The 14,318-nt window shown below is 62.9% G+C and carries 13 protein-coding genes; 3 read left to right on the forward strand and 10 right to left on the reverse strand.

Translation table 11 applies throughout. The features are described from left to right. From WCE35_RS05505 to WCE35_RS05520, 4 genes are all read right to left on the reverse strand, one after another. The coding region (locus WCE35_RS05505) for a hydroxysqualene dehydroxylase (protein WP_424592336.1) at positions 1-573 on the reverse strand (573 nt) is incomplete at its 3' end. Further along, positions 573-1,412 (reverse strand): presqualene diphosphate synthase HpnD, encoded by an 840-nt coding sequence (gene hpnD, locus WCE35_RS05510; RefSeq protein ID WP_424592337.1) that lies wholly within the window; start codon positions 1,410-1,412, stop codon positions 573-575. The genes WCE35_RS05505 and hpnD, both read right to left, overlap by 1 nt. Next, positions 1,409-2,287 carry a squalene synthase HpnC gene (gene hpnC / locus WCE35_RS05515; protein WP_424592347.1) on the reverse strand — a complete coding sequence of 293 codons (879 nt, stop codon included), beginning with the start codon at positions 2,285-2,287 and terminating at the stop codon, positions 1,409-1,411. The genes hpnD and hpnC overlap by 4 nt, the downstream gene beginning before the upstream one ends. A gap of 192 nt (positions 2,288-2,479) precedes the next feature. Beyond that, entirely contained in the window at positions 2,480-2,716 is a 237-nt protein-coding gene (locus WCE35_RS05520) for a cysteine rich repeat-containing protein (protein WP_424592338.1), read from the reverse strand. Between the two features lie 429 nt (positions 2,717-3,145). Between WCE35_RS05520 and WCE35_RS05525 the strand changes: the two genes are divergently transcribed. The 3 genes from WCE35_RS05525 to WCE35_RS05535 all read left to right on the forward strand — a co-directional run bounded on the left by WCE35_RS05525 (position 3,146) and on the right by WCE35_RS05535 (position 4,745). Beyond that, the gene (locus WCE35_RS05525; RefSeq protein WP_424592348.1) at positions 3,146-3,649 is read left to right on the forward strand and encodes a hypothetical protein; all 504 of its coding nucleotides are present in this window, start codon (positions 3,146-3,148) and stop codon (positions 3,647-3,649) included. Positions 3,650-3,982: 333 nt separating this feature from the next. Continuing rightward, positions 3,983-4,330 (forward strand): toxin-antitoxin system TumE family protein, encoded by a 348-nt coding sequence (locus WCE35_RS05530; protein ID WP_424592339.1) that lies wholly within the window; start codon positions 3,983-3,985, stop codon positions 4,328-4,330. Then, positions 4,320-4,745, forward strand: coding sequence for a hypothetical protein (locus WCE35_RS05535; protein WP_424592340.1), 426 nt, complete (start codon positions 4,320-4,322; stop codon positions 4,743-4,745). Before WCE35_RS05530 ends, WCE35_RS05535 begins: the two co-directional genes overlap by 11 nt. 54 nt (positions 4,746-4,799) lie before the next feature. On the opposite strand, the gene WCE35_RS05540 is transcribed toward WCE35_RS05535, so the two are convergent. The 6 genes from WCE35_RS05540 to WCE35_RS05565 form a co-directional block, all read right to left on the reverse strand. Next, complete coding sequence (locus WCE35_RS05540; protein WP_424592341.1) at positions 4,800-7,175, reverse strand: efflux RND transporter permease subunit; 2,376 nt, start codon at positions 7,173-7,175, stop codon at positions 4,800-4,802. Positions 7,176-7,389: 214 nt separating this feature from the next. Further along, positions 7,390-8,169, reverse strand: coding sequence for an ethanolamine ammonia-lyase subunit EutC (eutC, locus tag WCE35_RS05545; protein WP_424592342.1), 780 nt, complete (start codon positions 8,167-8,169; stop codon positions 7,390-7,392). Positions 8,170-8,176: 7 nt separating this feature from the next. Further along, positions 8,177-9,763, reverse strand: coding sequence for a B12-binding domain-containing radical SAM protein (locus WCE35_RS05550; protein WP_424592343.1), 1,587 nt, complete (start codon positions 9,761-9,763; stop codon positions 8,177-8,179). Positions 9,764-9,906: 143 nt separating this feature from the next. Continuing rightward, positions 9,907-11,289, reverse strand: a complete 1,383-nt coding sequence (locus tag WCE35_RS05555; protein WP_424592344.1) for an ethanolamine ammonia-lyase subunit EutB — start codon at positions 11,287-11,289, stop codon at positions 9,907-9,909. 519 nt (positions 11,290-11,808) lie between these two features. Next, complete coding sequence (locus tag WCE35_RS05560) at positions 11,809-13,332, reverse strand: UxaA family hydrolase (RefSeq protein WP_424592345.1); 1,524 nt, start codon at positions 13,330-13,332, stop codon at positions 11,809-11,811. A gap of 105 nt (positions 13,333-13,437) precedes the next feature. Further along, the gene (locus tag WCE35_RS05565) at positions 13,438-14,214 is read right to left on the reverse strand and encodes an HpcH/HpaI aldolase family protein (RefSeq protein ID WP_424592346.1); all 777 of its coding nucleotides are present in this window, start codon (positions 14,212-14,214) and stop codon (positions 13,438-13,440) included. Between the last annotated feature and the right edge of the window lie 104 nt (positions 14,215-14,318).

The following is a 14,318-nucleotide window of genomic DNA, read 5'->3' on the forward strand; positions in this document are numbered from 1 at the left end:
GGCCCGTCCGCCCGCCAGCAGCGTCTCCCGAACGACCGCGCCGGCGAGCCCTGCCGACCCCTCCGGCGGGTCGACATTGAGCGCGGCCAGCAACAGCGGCTGCACCAGCCGCTGGTACAGCGTGCCGTCGCAGGGAATCGCGCTACCGACGAGCTTGTCCGTCCCAGCCCAAATCAGCGGCATCAATGCGAGATAATCCAGCAGGCCGGTATCGGGGACGCGGCGCGTCTCGTCCAGCACCCAGAGCGGCAACCGGCTGTCGCCGAGGTCGAGCTGCCATCGAAGGCCGGTCGCGAGGTCGACGAAGGAAAACTGCGCGCGCTGCGGCCCGACCAGCCCGGCCTCGGTGCCGATCGACCTGGCGTAGGCCAGCGCATGACGGTTGCCCGACAGCAGCAGATGATTGCCGTTGTCGATGGTGAGGTTGGTGGCGGCGTCGAAATAGGACCGGCAGCGGCCACCGGCCTGCTGCGTGGCCTCGTGAACATGCACCTTGTAATTGGCATTCGCCAGCCTGACGGCTGCCGCGAGGCCGGAAATGCCGGCGCCGATGACGTGGACGGTCTCTCGCATCAGATCAACGCGTAACGGAGCAGGATGGCGATGCGGGCCATCTTGCCGACGCGGACCGGCGCGCGCGGCGATTGGAATCCCCGTGCGATCAGCAAGTCCAGTATCGCGTGATAATATTTCGACATGATCCTCGGGGCGCGCACCATGCGCCGAGAGTTGCGGTTCATGACTTCATCGGCCTTCTGGAAATGTATCCTGGCCCGCTCGGCAAGCGGCAGGCATACTTTCGGCAACCCCCGATCGGCGATCACCCGGGACGGATCGTCGCCGGTGATCCCGGCCAGCAGCAGGGCTTCGCGCGGCAGATACAGCCGGCCGAGCCCGGCATCCTCGTCGACATCGCGCAGGATATTGGTCAATTGCAGCGCGCGGCCGAGATGATGGGCAAGCAGGATGCCGTCATTCTCGGGAAGACCGAACACCCTGACCGACAATCGCCCGACGGCGCTGGCGACGCGATCGCAATAGAGATCGAGCGTTGCCAGATCCGGCGCGCGGATGTCCTGCGGCACGTCCATCTCCATGCCATCGACGATGGCCAGGAAATCCTCGCGCTTGAGACCGAACCTTCGCACCGATGCGACGTAGTCCTGCAGGCGCGCGGGCGGATGGCCGCGATACAGCGCGTCGATATCGTCCCGCCATTGCTGGAGCGCCGCCAGCCGCTCGGGCCGCGGCGCGTCGGAATCGGCGATGTCGTCGACCTTCCGGCAAAAGCTGTAGATCTGAAACATCGCCTGGCGCTGCGCGCGCGGCAGGATGCGCATCGCCGCGTAGAACGAGCTGCCGGACGCGGTTGTGCCGTAATTTGCGTCGGCCGCCGCCGTCTCAAGGCTCATGCGCCGGCCGCCGGTCTGGAAACGGGCCGCCGCCCCGCGGCGCGTCGGGTCATCTCGCGGGCGATGCCGCCGATACTGTGGACCGCCAATTCGAGCGGATTGAGGTGAACCCGCTCGCCGAGGGGATCGCGCCGTTTCAGCAGGTTGACGATCCTGTCGGCAAACGCCTGGATCACGGCAATCTCGAGCCCCAGCCGAAAATCCCTCACCCTCGCGCCGAGTGTCCTGCTTTCGTCGAGCAGGGTTTCAGTCCGCACCGCCAGCCCGTGCAGGCATTGCAGCAGCGGCGGCGCCGACTTCGCCGCGCCCAGCATTTCAACGGTCGCGCCGGCCGCGGCGAGTGCATCGCGCGGCAGATAGACGCGGTTGAGATCCCGATAGTCCCTGGCGCAGTCCTGCAGGTGATTGTTGATCTGCAGGCCGGCGCACAGCGCATCCGACGCGGCCCAGGTCGAGGTGCTCTCGCCGTGCACGTCGAGCATGAAGCGACCGACCGGCATCGCCGAATAGCGGCAATAATGGATCACCTCGTCCCAGTTCTCGTAACGCAGCTTGGTGACGTCCATCCGGAATGCGATCAAGACATCGAGCGCGTGGCGCGGCGGCATCGCGCGCTCCGCCAGCGCATCGCGCAGCTTGACGGCCTCCTTCTGGCTGTCACCCTTGCCGAGCAGTTCGGCTTCGAGCAGGTCGAGCAGGCGAAGCTTCTCCTGGGCGTCGAGCGTGGCATGATCGGCGATGTCGTCGGCGGTGCGGACGAAATTGTAGAACGCCAGGATCAGCGCCCGGTGACGCGGATGAATGATCCACGACGCGACCGGAAAATTCTCGTCGCGGTGGGTCTTTCCGGATCGCAGTTCGCTCGCGCTGGTCATCGGCAACGGGCTACACTCATCCTGGCATGGCGCATGCGCCGACGCTTGGGCGCATGGGAGGGATCGCGAGCCCCATATAGGGGAATACGCCGCCAAAACCAATGCTATCCGTGACCGCTCGCGGGTGTCGCCGGGCCGGCCGTCAAGCCGGCCACCGGTCTGAAACAGCGATCGTTGGACGCTGGCGCCGCCTTATTGCCCGTTATTTTTCAGGACCTGCTCGCAGGCCGTGGACAGTTTGGGGCGATTTTCCTTCAGGCACGCCAGAATGGTGAAGTCGCCCTGATCGATCACGGCGCGGCAGTGGCGCTGCACGTCACGGGTGCAGGCCTTCTGCTCGTCCGGCGTGCCGCCGCGTTGCTGCTGGGCGAAGGCACCCGACGAAAACGGTATCGACAACAGGGCGAGAGCAAGGAGAAGTTTTCGCATCGTATTCCTTCATTTCGACAGCAGAATAATCAGTCCCCGAAAGGCGCTTTGGAATGGCCGGGACGGATCTATCGGGATTGCAGGCGCCGCGGACCGCGGCAGGAAAAAAAGACAAGCGCCGTCAATTGCGGCCAAATTTACGACGGGCTAAACTTCCAAACAACAATCTGTGGGTTAGTGGCTGTTTTTCGATCAATTTTTGCGATGAATTGTTGCAGACAGACCCGGACCAAAGCTAGATCCGTGCCGACCATGCCCGCCGACACCGGATTGTCGAGCGATTGCGCGGAGCAAATGACGGTCGCCGCCGGTCCCGGCCCGCCTGGCGGCGTCCCGTCATTTGAACCTAACACATGGCGGTGACACTAAACCTTCGACGCGGCACGACATATATTGCAAACAACGTCTGTTTTGATGGGAAAACTCACGATGAAACTGTCTGGTTCCAGCTCATTCTATCAGGCTATCAAGGCGGCAGGCACCGGCGCGGCGCTGATGTTGTCTATCGCCGCGGGCTCCGCGCAGTCGAGCGGTCCATTTGCCGGTTTTGACGGATCGTGGACCGGCTCGGGCACGGTGGCGCTCTCCAACGGCACCACCGAACACATCCGATGCAAGGCCGACTACAAGGTCAACGCTAACGGGCTCGGCCTGAAGCAGAATCTGCATTGCGCCAGCGACAGCTACAAGTTCGATCTCTCCAGCGATGTGACGAGCCAGGGCGAGCGCATCTCCGGCAACTGGAGCGAAGCGAGCCGCAACGTGTTCGGCAATCTGCAGGGCACCGCGGGCGGCGGACAGATCGACGTCTTCGTCGAGGCGTCCGGATTTGCCGCCAGCCTGAATCTCCGGACCAACGGCGCCAAGCAGGTCGTTCAGATCGACTCCAAGGGCGAAATCCGCGGCGTCACGATCACGATGACCAGGGGCTGAAACGGCGACCATCGCGAACGCGTTGAGCCAGCCGAACAGGCGCGGTGACGGCGGTCGGATACGACAGCCACCACCCAGGCCGTAGGCCAGCACCACTATCGTCAAGATCAGCGCCGGTCCGACCGGTACCGCTGCGCACCGCGGCGAGTTCGGAACTTAAACCCGGTTCCCCCCAGCCGTAGCCGGTTGACGAAGTGGATCGTCGCGCCGACCCCGAGGCCATACCTGAGCACCAAGCCCACGAAATCGCACCAATTTTGAAACTTGTATATCTTATGATGATAGGATATACATAACATATCCTGTATTATGAATGATGATGCTGAACTGGAGATGCTGCTTTCGCTCGACGGAACAAGCTTCGAGACCGCTGAAGCGTATGTAGTTGAGTTCAAGGTTGGGCGAACCGAGGTAACTAAGAAACGACCTCACGGCATCAATTATGCGCTTGTGCTTCGCCCGAAGGACGGTGAGCCCTGTATCCGTTTCGACAATGCACACGCGGTCGAGCGACCCGGCGGGAAGTACGTGAAGGCTTCGCAAGCCTATGATCACTGGCATCGCGGTGAAACGGACTCCGGCAGACCCTACGCCTTCACGACCGCGGCCAAGCTGCTGGAAGATTTTTGGGCCGAAGTAAAGCGTGTACTGAATGAAAAGGGGATACCCAATGACCTATAAGAGCGGTTCAATCGGCGAATTCATGAAATGGACGAAGCGGGTAGTGACTGACCCAGCTGCGGCTACCAACACGCCCAAGCGCTGGTTTGACAGCGATGAAACCGCTGCGCGCTCGCTTGGCACGACAGCCTCGCCGGAGGCCATGGTCAAACTACTATCCGCAGAAAATTTAATCCTGTTGGCTCTGATCGGGAAAGAGCGTCCAGCTTCTGTACGTGCCCTGGCCCAACTAGCAAATCGCAAAGAATCAAATCTGTCCCGTACGCTCAAAAAGTTTCATGAAGCCGGGATTGTCGATTTTGAAAGCGACGGGCGGACGCGTGCACCACGCCTTATAGCGCAGCGTGTGACGCTTGAGCTCGACCTGGTAGGACCGGGCAGTGTCGTTTCCGTTCAACGCCCAGAGGTTAGGTAGCATCTACCTCGCTCGAAACATTATAGCGCGGCCCTTCGTTCTCCCTTTCAAGAACTACTCCGCCGGCTTCGCGAGACCCGCCGTCCCGCGAAGCTTTTCCGACAGGTTGATCAGGAACATCGCCGTCGGCCGCAGGATGAAGAGATCCGCGACCAGCGCCGCGACCATCGAGAACGCGCTGAGCCAGCCGAACAGGCGCAGCGACGGCAGGTCGGAAAACACCGTCACCACCAGCCCGCAGGCCAGCACCACCGTGGTCAGGATCAGCGCCGGACCGACCAGCACGGTGGCGCGCTCCACCGCCAGTTCCGAACCGATGCCGGGCTTGCTCTCGAGTCTTAGCCGGTTGAGGAAGTGTATGGTCGCACTGAGGCCAAGGCCAAACGACACGGTGAGCGCCACCACGCTGGCAAATTGCAGCCCCTCCCCGAGCAGCCACAGCACCGTGCCCGACAGCACCACCGGGAAAATGCCGGGCAGGATGCAGGAGAACATCACCACCACGGAGCGGAACGCCAGTCCGATGAAGATCGCGACCAGCGCAAATTCCACCGTCAGGCCGCGGTTGAGCTTCTCGATCATGTTGGCGCTGTTGCGCGCGGCGATGGCCGAAAGGCCGGTAACCGCGATTTCGTAACCGGGATGCTCGGCGCGCACCTTGTCGAGCGCATGATCGAGTTTTTCGACCACCGGAAGGATTTGACTCGAATCGAGATCGGGCACCCGGCCCGACACCACGACCGCATTCTGGTCGGCGGAGATGAAGCGCCGCACCAGATGCTCCGGGATCACGCTGACATATTCCTTCAGCGTCGCGACATCGGAGCTGCCGGCCTTTTCGGCGAGCCAGCGGCGCAAGGTTTCGAGCGACCAGACGTTGCCGACGCCAGCCTGGGTTTCGACCATCGCATGGACTTCGGCGATCGTCGTCAGGGTGTCCGGCGCATAGAGCGAGGCGCCCTTGGGGAACTCGATCAGCACGTCGATCGGATTGGCGCCGGTGAGCTTGGCATCGAGGCGGCTTGAGGCCGCCACCGCCTGCCGCTTGTCCGGCACCTGGTCGGCCAGCCGGTATCTTGGCTCCAGATTGGCGTAGATCACGCCGAGACCGCCGACCACGATCACTGCGAACAGGCTGAACAGCCCGGGCCGGCTGACCATGCGCACGGCGATCCAGTAGCAGAAATTGCGCAGCGCCTGAACGCCGGCATCGGCACTCTGGAATTTCACCGCGAAGACCTTTTCGTTGCGCACCAGAAGGACGCCGAAAGCAGGCACCAGCGACAGCACCGCGAGCAGCGCGATGATGGTGGCGGCAAGGCCCGCTTCGCCAAATTTGCGGATCAGCTCGGAATCCGAGAATTGCAGGGCGATGAACGAAATGCCGGCGGTGCCGTGGGTCAGCACGCAGGCCGGCCCGACCACCATCACGGCGTTCTTGAACGCGGTGTATTTGTCCTGGCCGGCGATCAGACGGTCGCGCGCCGCGAACGTCAGCTGCATCGAATCGGAGAAGCTGATCACCATGATCAGCGGTGTCATCACGTTCAGGAACATGTTGAGATTGAAATTGGCCCAGCCGAGGGCGCCGAGTGCGAGCAGGATCGCAATGATCGGCGGGAACGCGGCGACGATCATGAACGATATCTTGCGGAAGAAGATGATGGCGATGATGCAGCCGGCCAGAATGCCGAGGATGTTGTAGGTCAGCCCGTCGCGCTTGACCGCGTTGCGGATTTCGAGCTGCATGACGGGAACGCCGGATAGCTGGGCGTTGAGGCCGCTGCCCGCGAGATCGTCGGCCATGATCTTCCTGATATCGCCGACCGCCTTGGTGAGACTGTTGCTGGCGACAATATCCGGTTCGAGCGACAATACGACCAGCGCCAGCGTGCCGTCTTCCGACAACAGCTTGCCGCGAATGATCTCGTTGGATTTCACGGTCTCGACGAATTTGCCGTAGGCCGGGCCTTCGGGCAGTTCCGGCGGGAACAATGCCGCCGGCAGCTTGCCGGGCTCCGGCGCCTGGCGCGCCGAGAACAGCGAGACCAGACCGCGCACGCCGTCGACCAGTTGCAGGTCGGTGACCATGTCGCGGATTTTCTCGAGATTCTCGCGCGCGAGCAGCGTCCTGCCTTCGACCACCACCAGCACGTCGAATTCGGTGGCCGGGAAGCGTTTTGTCACCGCCTCGTATTGCTTATAGTCCCTGGAATTGGAGCGAAACAGCTGGCTCAGCGAATCGTCGATCTTGATGCGCTCGATACCGAAAATCGCGCCGATGATCAGCGCCCCCAGGATGATGCAGGACAGGATCGGCGCCTTGACCGCGATCAGGCCGATCCGTTCGAGCCCAAAGGCGATGCTCTTGGCCGGCCGCTCCTCGATCGCTTCGACGTGGACGCGACTTTCGGTGTTCTTATCGAGCATGCCCTGTCCAGTTCTGAGATCGGGTGGATTTGCCTAGCTTGAGCTCTGGGCGCGCCTTGCGGCGCTGCAGCCATGCTGATGGGCGCTAGCCTTTGAAAACACGCGGCAAATTCAAGCTCGCGGGTTTTACAGGTCCGGCCGCCCTCTCGCAAGCGCGAGGGGCAGGTCAAATCCGCGCGGGTACGGCGAAAGTCGGCGCCAAGTATCAGATTTGTCACACACCGGGGTCAAAGGCGACCCGCGGAGGCGTCTGCGCGCCGCTTTCGTCCTTTAGCGCCACGCCGGTGAGTTGCCGCGCAAGGCCTGCGCGAATCAGCCAGGCGATCCTGAACGCGGCTTCGTCATATCGAAGTCCTGCGCCATGAATGTTGGAGACGCAATTGCGCGCGGCATCGGCCAGGCCAATCCGCGGCGCAAAGGTCAGATAACATCCCAGACTGTCGGGCGCGGACAGGCCCGGCCGTTCGCCGATCAGCATGACCAGCATCCGCGCGGCGAGAATGGCCCCGATCTCGTCGCCCAGCGCCACGCGTGCGCCCGATGCGATCACGAGCGTGCCGGTTTCGATTCCGTCGGCGGCCAACCGGGGAATGAGATGGCGCAGCAATTCGGCCGCATGCAGGTTGACCGCGGTCGGCGAAAGGCCATCGCCGATCACGATGGCAAGCTGGCCAGCGATCCCGCCGCGGCTTTCCAGCAATCGTCTCGACCTCGGATCGAGCATGCGTCCGAGGTCGGGACGCCGCAGATAATCGCGCCGGTTGCGGGCCTGACTGGCAACCTGGACCGGCGGCATTGCGAACGCGGTCAGCCCGGAAGCCAGGCCCGCGACATCGAAGGCCGCATGAACGGCATCGCGCGCTCGTGCGTGGTCCAGCGCAAAACCGAGCAACGCCTCGGTCGGCAGACTGATGCCTGCCCGGCCGAGCCCGACCCGTGCCGGGGTCAATTCCCGCAAGCGCTCGAGCGAACGGGGCGGCGGCGGCGGCTTCATGTTTGCGTTACTCGGCCGGAACCGAGGCCTCGCGCAGCCGGATCGAATAGTTCGATGCGTTCTGCTGACCGCCCGACGCCGCGCGTGCGAACATGATGAGGTGATGGGCGATCAATGTCGAGGCAATCAGGCCTTCGATGTCGCCGCGCCTGAGCCGCCCCAGCGCGAATTTCCAGAACACCTGCCGGTAATCACCGAGCACGCCGACCTTCCAGAAGATATTGCGGAGCATGACCAGGCCGCGCCTGATATTGGCCCAGCTCTTCTGCTCGGGCGCGACCGGCACCTTGATCCGCCGGGAATAGGTGTAATCGCACTGATGCTGGTAACGCGCGAAAAGCTTTTCCGGCTGGAAGGCGACGTCCATGCATCGGCGCCACGAACCGACGACCTGATCGTAGGGCAGCAGGAAATCGACATTGGAGTCGCGGCCGTCATCGTCGACCAGGCGGCCTTCGCGCGCGAGGCGATCCCACAGCGGCGTCTTCGGCAGCGCCTGCAGCAGATTGATCGTCAGCAGCGGAATCCGGGATTCCTCGACGAAGCCAAGCAGCGCATCGCCGGTCTCGGGCGTGTCGGTATCGAGCCCCATGATGATGCCGGAGACGACTTCCATCCCGTAGGCGTTGATGGTGCGGATGCCTTCCAGGATCGGGACCATCATGTTGTGGTCCTTTTGCATCGCCCTCAGCGCCTCGGGATCGGGAGTTTCGATACCGCAGAAGATGGTGATGAAGAAGGCTTCCCGCATCTTCTCGAGAATCTCGGGGCGCTTGGCGATATTGAGCGTCGCCTCGCAGGCGAGCCGCATGACATAGCCGGTCCGCTTCTGCCAGGCGATGAGATGCGGCAGCAAATCCAGCGCGGCCTTGCGGTTGCCGATGAAATTGTCGTCGACGAAATAGACCGAACCGGTGACGCCGCATTCGCGCAACTTGTCGAGTTCCGCGATGATCTGCCGCGGGCTTTTCAGCCGCGGGTTCCGGCCATAGAGACCCGGGATGTCGCAGAACTCGCACTGATAGGGGCAGCCGCTCGAATACTGGATGCTGCCGAGGAAGTATTTTCTGATCTCGGCAAGCTCGTAGGCCGGAATCGGGAATTCGGTCATCGCGACGCGATCCACCGTCCTCAGCACCACCTGCCGCTCCGGGCGCGACGGATCGCGCGCCAGTCGCGCGATCAGCTCATTGGTCGCGTCGCCGAGTTCACCGACATGGAGATAGTCGAACGAGGGGTAGTAGTCCGGGCAAGCGCTGACCGACGGCCCGCCGATCGCGACCGGCAGGTCGAATGCGTGCGCGCGGCGGCAGATGTCGTTCATCCGCTGGCGCTGGATGTGCATGCCGCTGACGAACACCGCCTCCGCCCAAGCGAAGTCTTCCCTGGTGGCGGGCCGGATGTTTTCGTCGATGAACCGTACCGGCCAGTTTTCGGGCAGATAGGCCGCGATCAACAAGAGCCCCTGCGGCGGCATGAAGGCCTGGACGCCGTCGGTCAGGGGATAGGCGTATTCGAAAGTTCCGAACGAAGACGTATAGCGCGGGAAGACACAGAGGATGCGCCGTACCGTCTCGATGCCTTCAGCTCTCATTCAACTTCCTCAGGCGAAACCTGCGCAAATCTAACCACGGCATTGAAGACTCTGCCAGAAATTCCTCAATATTGTGGCGTCGTACCAACGCCGCGAGGCTGATTTGGTTGCCTGAAAATACGACGAAGCGCGCCGAACGCGGCCTAGGCGATCAGCCCCGCCGCAAATTCAGGCAGCATGCCTGCGTCACCGGCAAGCCGGAAATCGGCGCCGGCGAGACCAGTACGGAACAGCCAATCGTCGAACTCGGGCGCCCGCTTCAGGCCGAAGAGGTCGCGGATATAGAGCGCATCGTGGAACGAGGTCGACTGATAGTTCAGCATCACGTCGTCGGCGCCGGGCACGCCCATGATGAAGGTCACGCCGGCGGCCGCCAGCAGCGTCAAGAGATTGTCCATGTCGTCCTGGTCGGCTTCGGCGTGGTTGGTGTAGCAGACGTCGACGCCGAGCGGCAGGCCGAGCAATTTGCCGCAGAAGTGATCCTCGAGGCCGGCGCGGATGATTTCCTTGCCGTCGTAGAGATATTCGGGGCCAATGAAGCCGACCACGCTGTTGACCAGCAGCGGATCGAACGCACGCGCAACGCCATAGGCGCGCGCCTCGCAGGTCTGCTGATCGACACCATGGTTGGCGTTGGCGGACAACGCGGAGCCCTGCCCGGTCTCGAAATACATCACATTGTCGCCAACCGTGCCACGGCGCAGCGACAGCCCGGCCTGGCGCGCTTCCCGCAACAGCGCCAGATCGACCCCAAAGCCGCGGTTGGCGGCCTCGGTTCCCGCAATCGACTGGAACACGAGGTCGACCGGCAGGCCCTGCCCGATCAACCCGAGCGTGGTCGTCACATGGGTCAGGACGCAGCCCTGGGTCGGAATTTTGAGCCGCGCAATGATGCCGTCGAGCAGCCGCAGCAGGCCGCCGATGACATTGGGATCATCGCTGGCCGGATTGATGCCGATACAGGCGTCGCCCGATCCGAGCAGCAGGCCGTCGAGGATCGAGGCGGTGATGCCCTTGGCGTCATCAAAGGGATGATTGGGCTGCAGCCGCGCGCTGATCCGGCCGCGCAGCCCGATTGTGTTGCGAAATCGGGTCGTTACCTGGCATTTCTTCGCGACCAGGATCAGATCCTGGTTGCGCATCAGTTTTGAGACCGCCGCGGCCATTTCCGGCGTGATCCCGCGCGACAATTGCCCGAGCACCTCGCCGGTGGCGGCATCGGACAGCAGCCAGTCGCGGAACGCGCCGACAGTCAGTGACGAGATCGCCGCAAAGCCTGACGCATCGTGGGTATCGAAGATCAGGCGGGTGACCTCGTCGTCCTCGTAGGGGATCACCGCTTCGTTGAGGAACTGCTTGAGCGGGACGTCGGAAAGCGCGATCCGCGCCGCGATCATGTGCTGCGCGCTGTCGGCAGCCAACCCCGCCAGGCGATCGCCGGAACGCGGCGGCGTGGCTTTTGCGAGCAGATCGCGCAGGTCATCGAACACGTAAGTGGTGGCGTCGATCGTGTGGCGATAGACCATGACGGGCTCCGGGCCCATCGGCAGGTCAATGGGCAGGGTTTCAGAATATCACCCTGGAACGGTCCTGGTCGGACCGTCGTATTGGAACCCGGACAATGAGCGCGCTCGCCCGTCCTGGAACGGCATATTGTTTCGAAGCATTGGATCAAGTTGGAAGTATAAGCCATTGGTATGATTGGGCAAGACCAGCGGCCATTGCGATCGTCCAAGTTTCGCGCATGTAAGAGATTTTCCGTTAAAATTTCGCATGAGCCCTAAACAGCCGAATCCAGCAGCGTCGACATGTCGACGAATAACTCCGGCCATCGTTCCACCAGCAGCCCGTAGGCGGATTGGAGCGAAGCGTAATCCGCCACTTTCATGGGCTGGCTGGGAGGTCGGTATGGCGGGTTGGAGGCGCAGCCGTAGCCTGCCATCTTCCGACACGACACGACGTGCATCCCCATCCAAACCAACAGATCGTGGCCCGTCGTTCTCTGAAGTGGGCGGGTTACGGCTGCGCCTCCAACCCGCCCTGCACTACATCGTCGCGCCGAGCACCCAAGGCGCGAATTCGGCGCCGCCGAAATCAAAACTCTCGCTCTTGGTCGGCTGGCCCGAGGCGGTCTTGAGCATCAGCTCGAAAATGCGCTGGCCGCATTGCTGCACGGTTTCCTCGCCGTCGAGGATGGTGCCGCAATTGACGTCCATGTCGTCTTCCATGCGCCTGTACATCGGCGTGTTGGTCGCAAGCTTGATCGAGGGCGCGGGCTTGCAGCCGAACACGCTGCCGCGGCCGGTGGTGAAGCAGACGAGATTGGCGCCGCCGGCCACCTGCCCGGTCGCCGCCACCGGGTCGTAGCCCGGCGTATCCATGAACACGAAACCCTTCTTGGTGACGGGCTCGGCATAGTTCAGGACGTCGACCAGATTGGTGCTGCCGGCCTTCGCCATCGCGCCCAGCGATTTTTCCAGGATGGTGGTGAGGCCGCCGGCCTTGTTGCCGGGGCTCGGATTGGCATTCATCTCGGCGCCCTCGCGCGCGGTGTAGTCTTCCCACCAGCGCATCAGGGAGACCAGCTTTTCGCCGACCTCGCGGCTCACCGCGCGGCGGGTCAACAGATGTTCGGCGCCATAGGTCTCCGGCGTTTCCGACAGGATCACGGTGCCGCCATGGCGCACCAGAAGATCGCTCGCAACCCCCAGCGCCGGATTGGCCGAGACGCCGGAATAGCCGTCGGAGCCGCCGCATTGCAATGCGACCATCAGCTCGCTCGCCGCGACCTTTTCGCGCTTCACTTTGTTCGCGTCCGTCAGCGACTCCCGCACGAAGGCGACGCCGGCCTCCACGGTCTTGCGGGTGCCGCCGACTTCCTGGATGTCCATCGCGCGCAGGCGGCCGGCGAGCTTCTGCTCCTGCATCAGCCCGCCGATCTGGTTGACCTCGCAGCCCAGGCCCAACACCACGACCGCGGAAAAATTCACGTGCCGCGCATAGCCGCCGAGCGTGCGCCGGAGCAGCGCCAGCGGCTCGTCCTGCGTCATGCCGCAGCCGGTCTTGTGGGTCAGCGCCACCACGCCATCGACGTTGGGAAAATCGGCCAGCGGATTGTCGCCGGTAAACGGATTCTTCTTGAAGATATCGGCGACCATGCCGGCGACATGGGCGCTGCAGTTCACCGAGGTCAGAATGCCGATATAGTTACGCGTCGCCACCCGCCCGTCGGGGCGGCGGATGCCGTCGAAGGTCGCGGGCAGATCGAAGTTCGGGGTCGGCGTGACATCGACGCCGAACGCATAATCCTTGGCGAAATCGCCCATGCCGCAGTTCTGCGTGTGGACATGCTGGCCCGGCGCAATCGGCACGGTGGCAAAGCCGATGATCTGGCCGTAGCGGCGAACGGGTTCGCCCGTCGCGATCGGCTTGATCGCGACCTTGTGGCCGGCGGGAATCCGCTCGAGCGTAGTGACGCCATCGGCCACCACCATGCCGGGCGGCAGGCTCGAGCGCGCGATCAGCACGCCGTCATCGGGATGCAGGCGGATCACGGGTGTCGGGGCCATCGGGTGTCTCCTTAAGTTGGCGAATGGCGAGTGGCGAGTGGCGAATAGTATGATCTACGCTCCACTCCCCCCATTCGCTATTCGCCATTCGCTATTCGCGTCTTATCACGCCTTGCCGGCGGAATCCTTGCGGGTCTGCGCCACCTGCATCTTGGCATATGTCATCATCAGGCCGCTCTCGTTCGCAAGTGTGACGAGCTTGAAGCCCATGTTGATCGCGCGCACCGCGCCCTCGGCGCCGCTGCAGTGAATGCCGGGATAGAGGCCGCGCTTGCCGCACTCCTTGACGATCTTCTCGTAGATCTTGAGGATCTCCGGCTCGTCGCGGTCGAGCTTCGGCACCAGGCCATAGGAGAAGCCGAGGTCGGACGGACCGATATAGACGCCGTTGATGCCTTCGACATCGAGGATCGATTCCATGTTCTCGACCGCCGTTCTGGTCTCCATCATCGGGAGCAACACGATCTCGTCGTTCGCCGTCTGCTGGTAGGTGCCGGCCGAACCGTACATGCCGGACCGGATCGGGCCGTTCGAGCGGGTGCCGCGCGGCGGATACTTGGAATAGGAAACGAGGTTCTCGGCTTCCTGCCTGGTGTTGACCATCGGACAGATCACGCCATAGGCGCCGCCATCGAGCACCTTGCCGATGATGCCCGGCTCGTTCCAGGGCACCCGCACCATCGGCGTCACCGGATGGCCGTTCATCGCCTGGAAACATTGCACCATCGACATATAATCCTGCACGCCGTGCTGCATATCGACGGTGACGCTGTCGAAACCGCATTGCGCGATCACCTCGGCGGAGAATCCCGACGGGATCGCCAGCCAGGCGTTCACCACGGCCTTGCCCGAGGCCCAAACTTTCTTGACGTTATTAGCCACTCTGCGTTCCTTCCCTGTTGTGCAAAACCTTCCGTCATTGCGAGCGAAGCGAAGCAATCCATGTCACCACACAAAGAAAGGATGGATTGCTTCGTCGCTACGCT

The sequence above is a fragment of the Bradyrhizobium sp. genome, from assembly GCF_049691595.1.
Lineage (GTDB): Bacteria > Pseudomonadota > Alphaproteobacteria > Rhizobiales > Xanthobacteraceae > Bradyrhizobium.

Bases quoted from the DNA above. Each gene is read 5' to 3' on its own strand.
- WCE35_RS05550 (WP_424592343.1), bottom strand. From the start codon at position 9,763: ATGAGAGCTGAAGGCATCGAGACGGTACGGCGCATCCTCTGTGTCTTC.
- WCE35_RS05540 (WP_424592341.1), bottom strand. From the start codon at position 7,175: ATGCTCGATAAGAACACCGAAAGTCGCGTCCACGTCGAAGCGATCGAG.
- WCE35_RS05555 (WP_424592344.1), bottom strand. From the start codon at position 11,289: ATGGTCTATCGCCACACGATCGACGCCACCACTTACGTGTTCGATGAC.
- hpnC (WP_424592347.1), bottom strand. From the start codon at position 2,287: ATGACCAGCGCGAGCGAACTGCGATCCGGAAAGACCCACCGCGACGAG.
- WCE35_RS05520 (WP_424592338.1), bottom strand. From the start codon at position 2,716: ATGCGAAAACTTCTCCTTGCTCTCGCCCTGTTGTCGATACCGTTTTCG.
- WCE35_RS05560 (WP_424592345.1), bottom strand. From the start codon at position 13,332: ATGGCCCCGACACCCGTGATCCGCCTGCATCCCGATGACGGCGTGCTG.
- eutC (WP_424592342.1), bottom strand. From the start codon at position 8,169: ATGAAGCCGCCGCCGCCGCCCCGTTCGCTCGAGCGCTTGCGGGAATTG.
- hpnD (WP_424592337.1), bottom strand. From the start codon at position 1,412: ATGAGCCTTGAGACGGCGGCGGCCGACGCAAATTACGGCACAACCGCG.
- WCE35_RS05535 (WP_424592340.1), top strand. From the start codon at position 4,320: ATGACCTATAAGAGCGGTTCAATCGGCGAATTCATGAAATGGACGAAG.
- WCE35_RS05530 (WP_424592339.1), top strand. From the start codon at position 3,983: ATGCTGCTTTCGCTCGACGGAACAAGCTTCGAGACCGCTGAAGCGTAT.
- WCE35_RS05525 (WP_424592348.1), top strand. From the start codon at position 3,146: ATGAAACTGTCTGGTTCCAGCTCATTCTATCAGGCTATCAAGGCGGCA.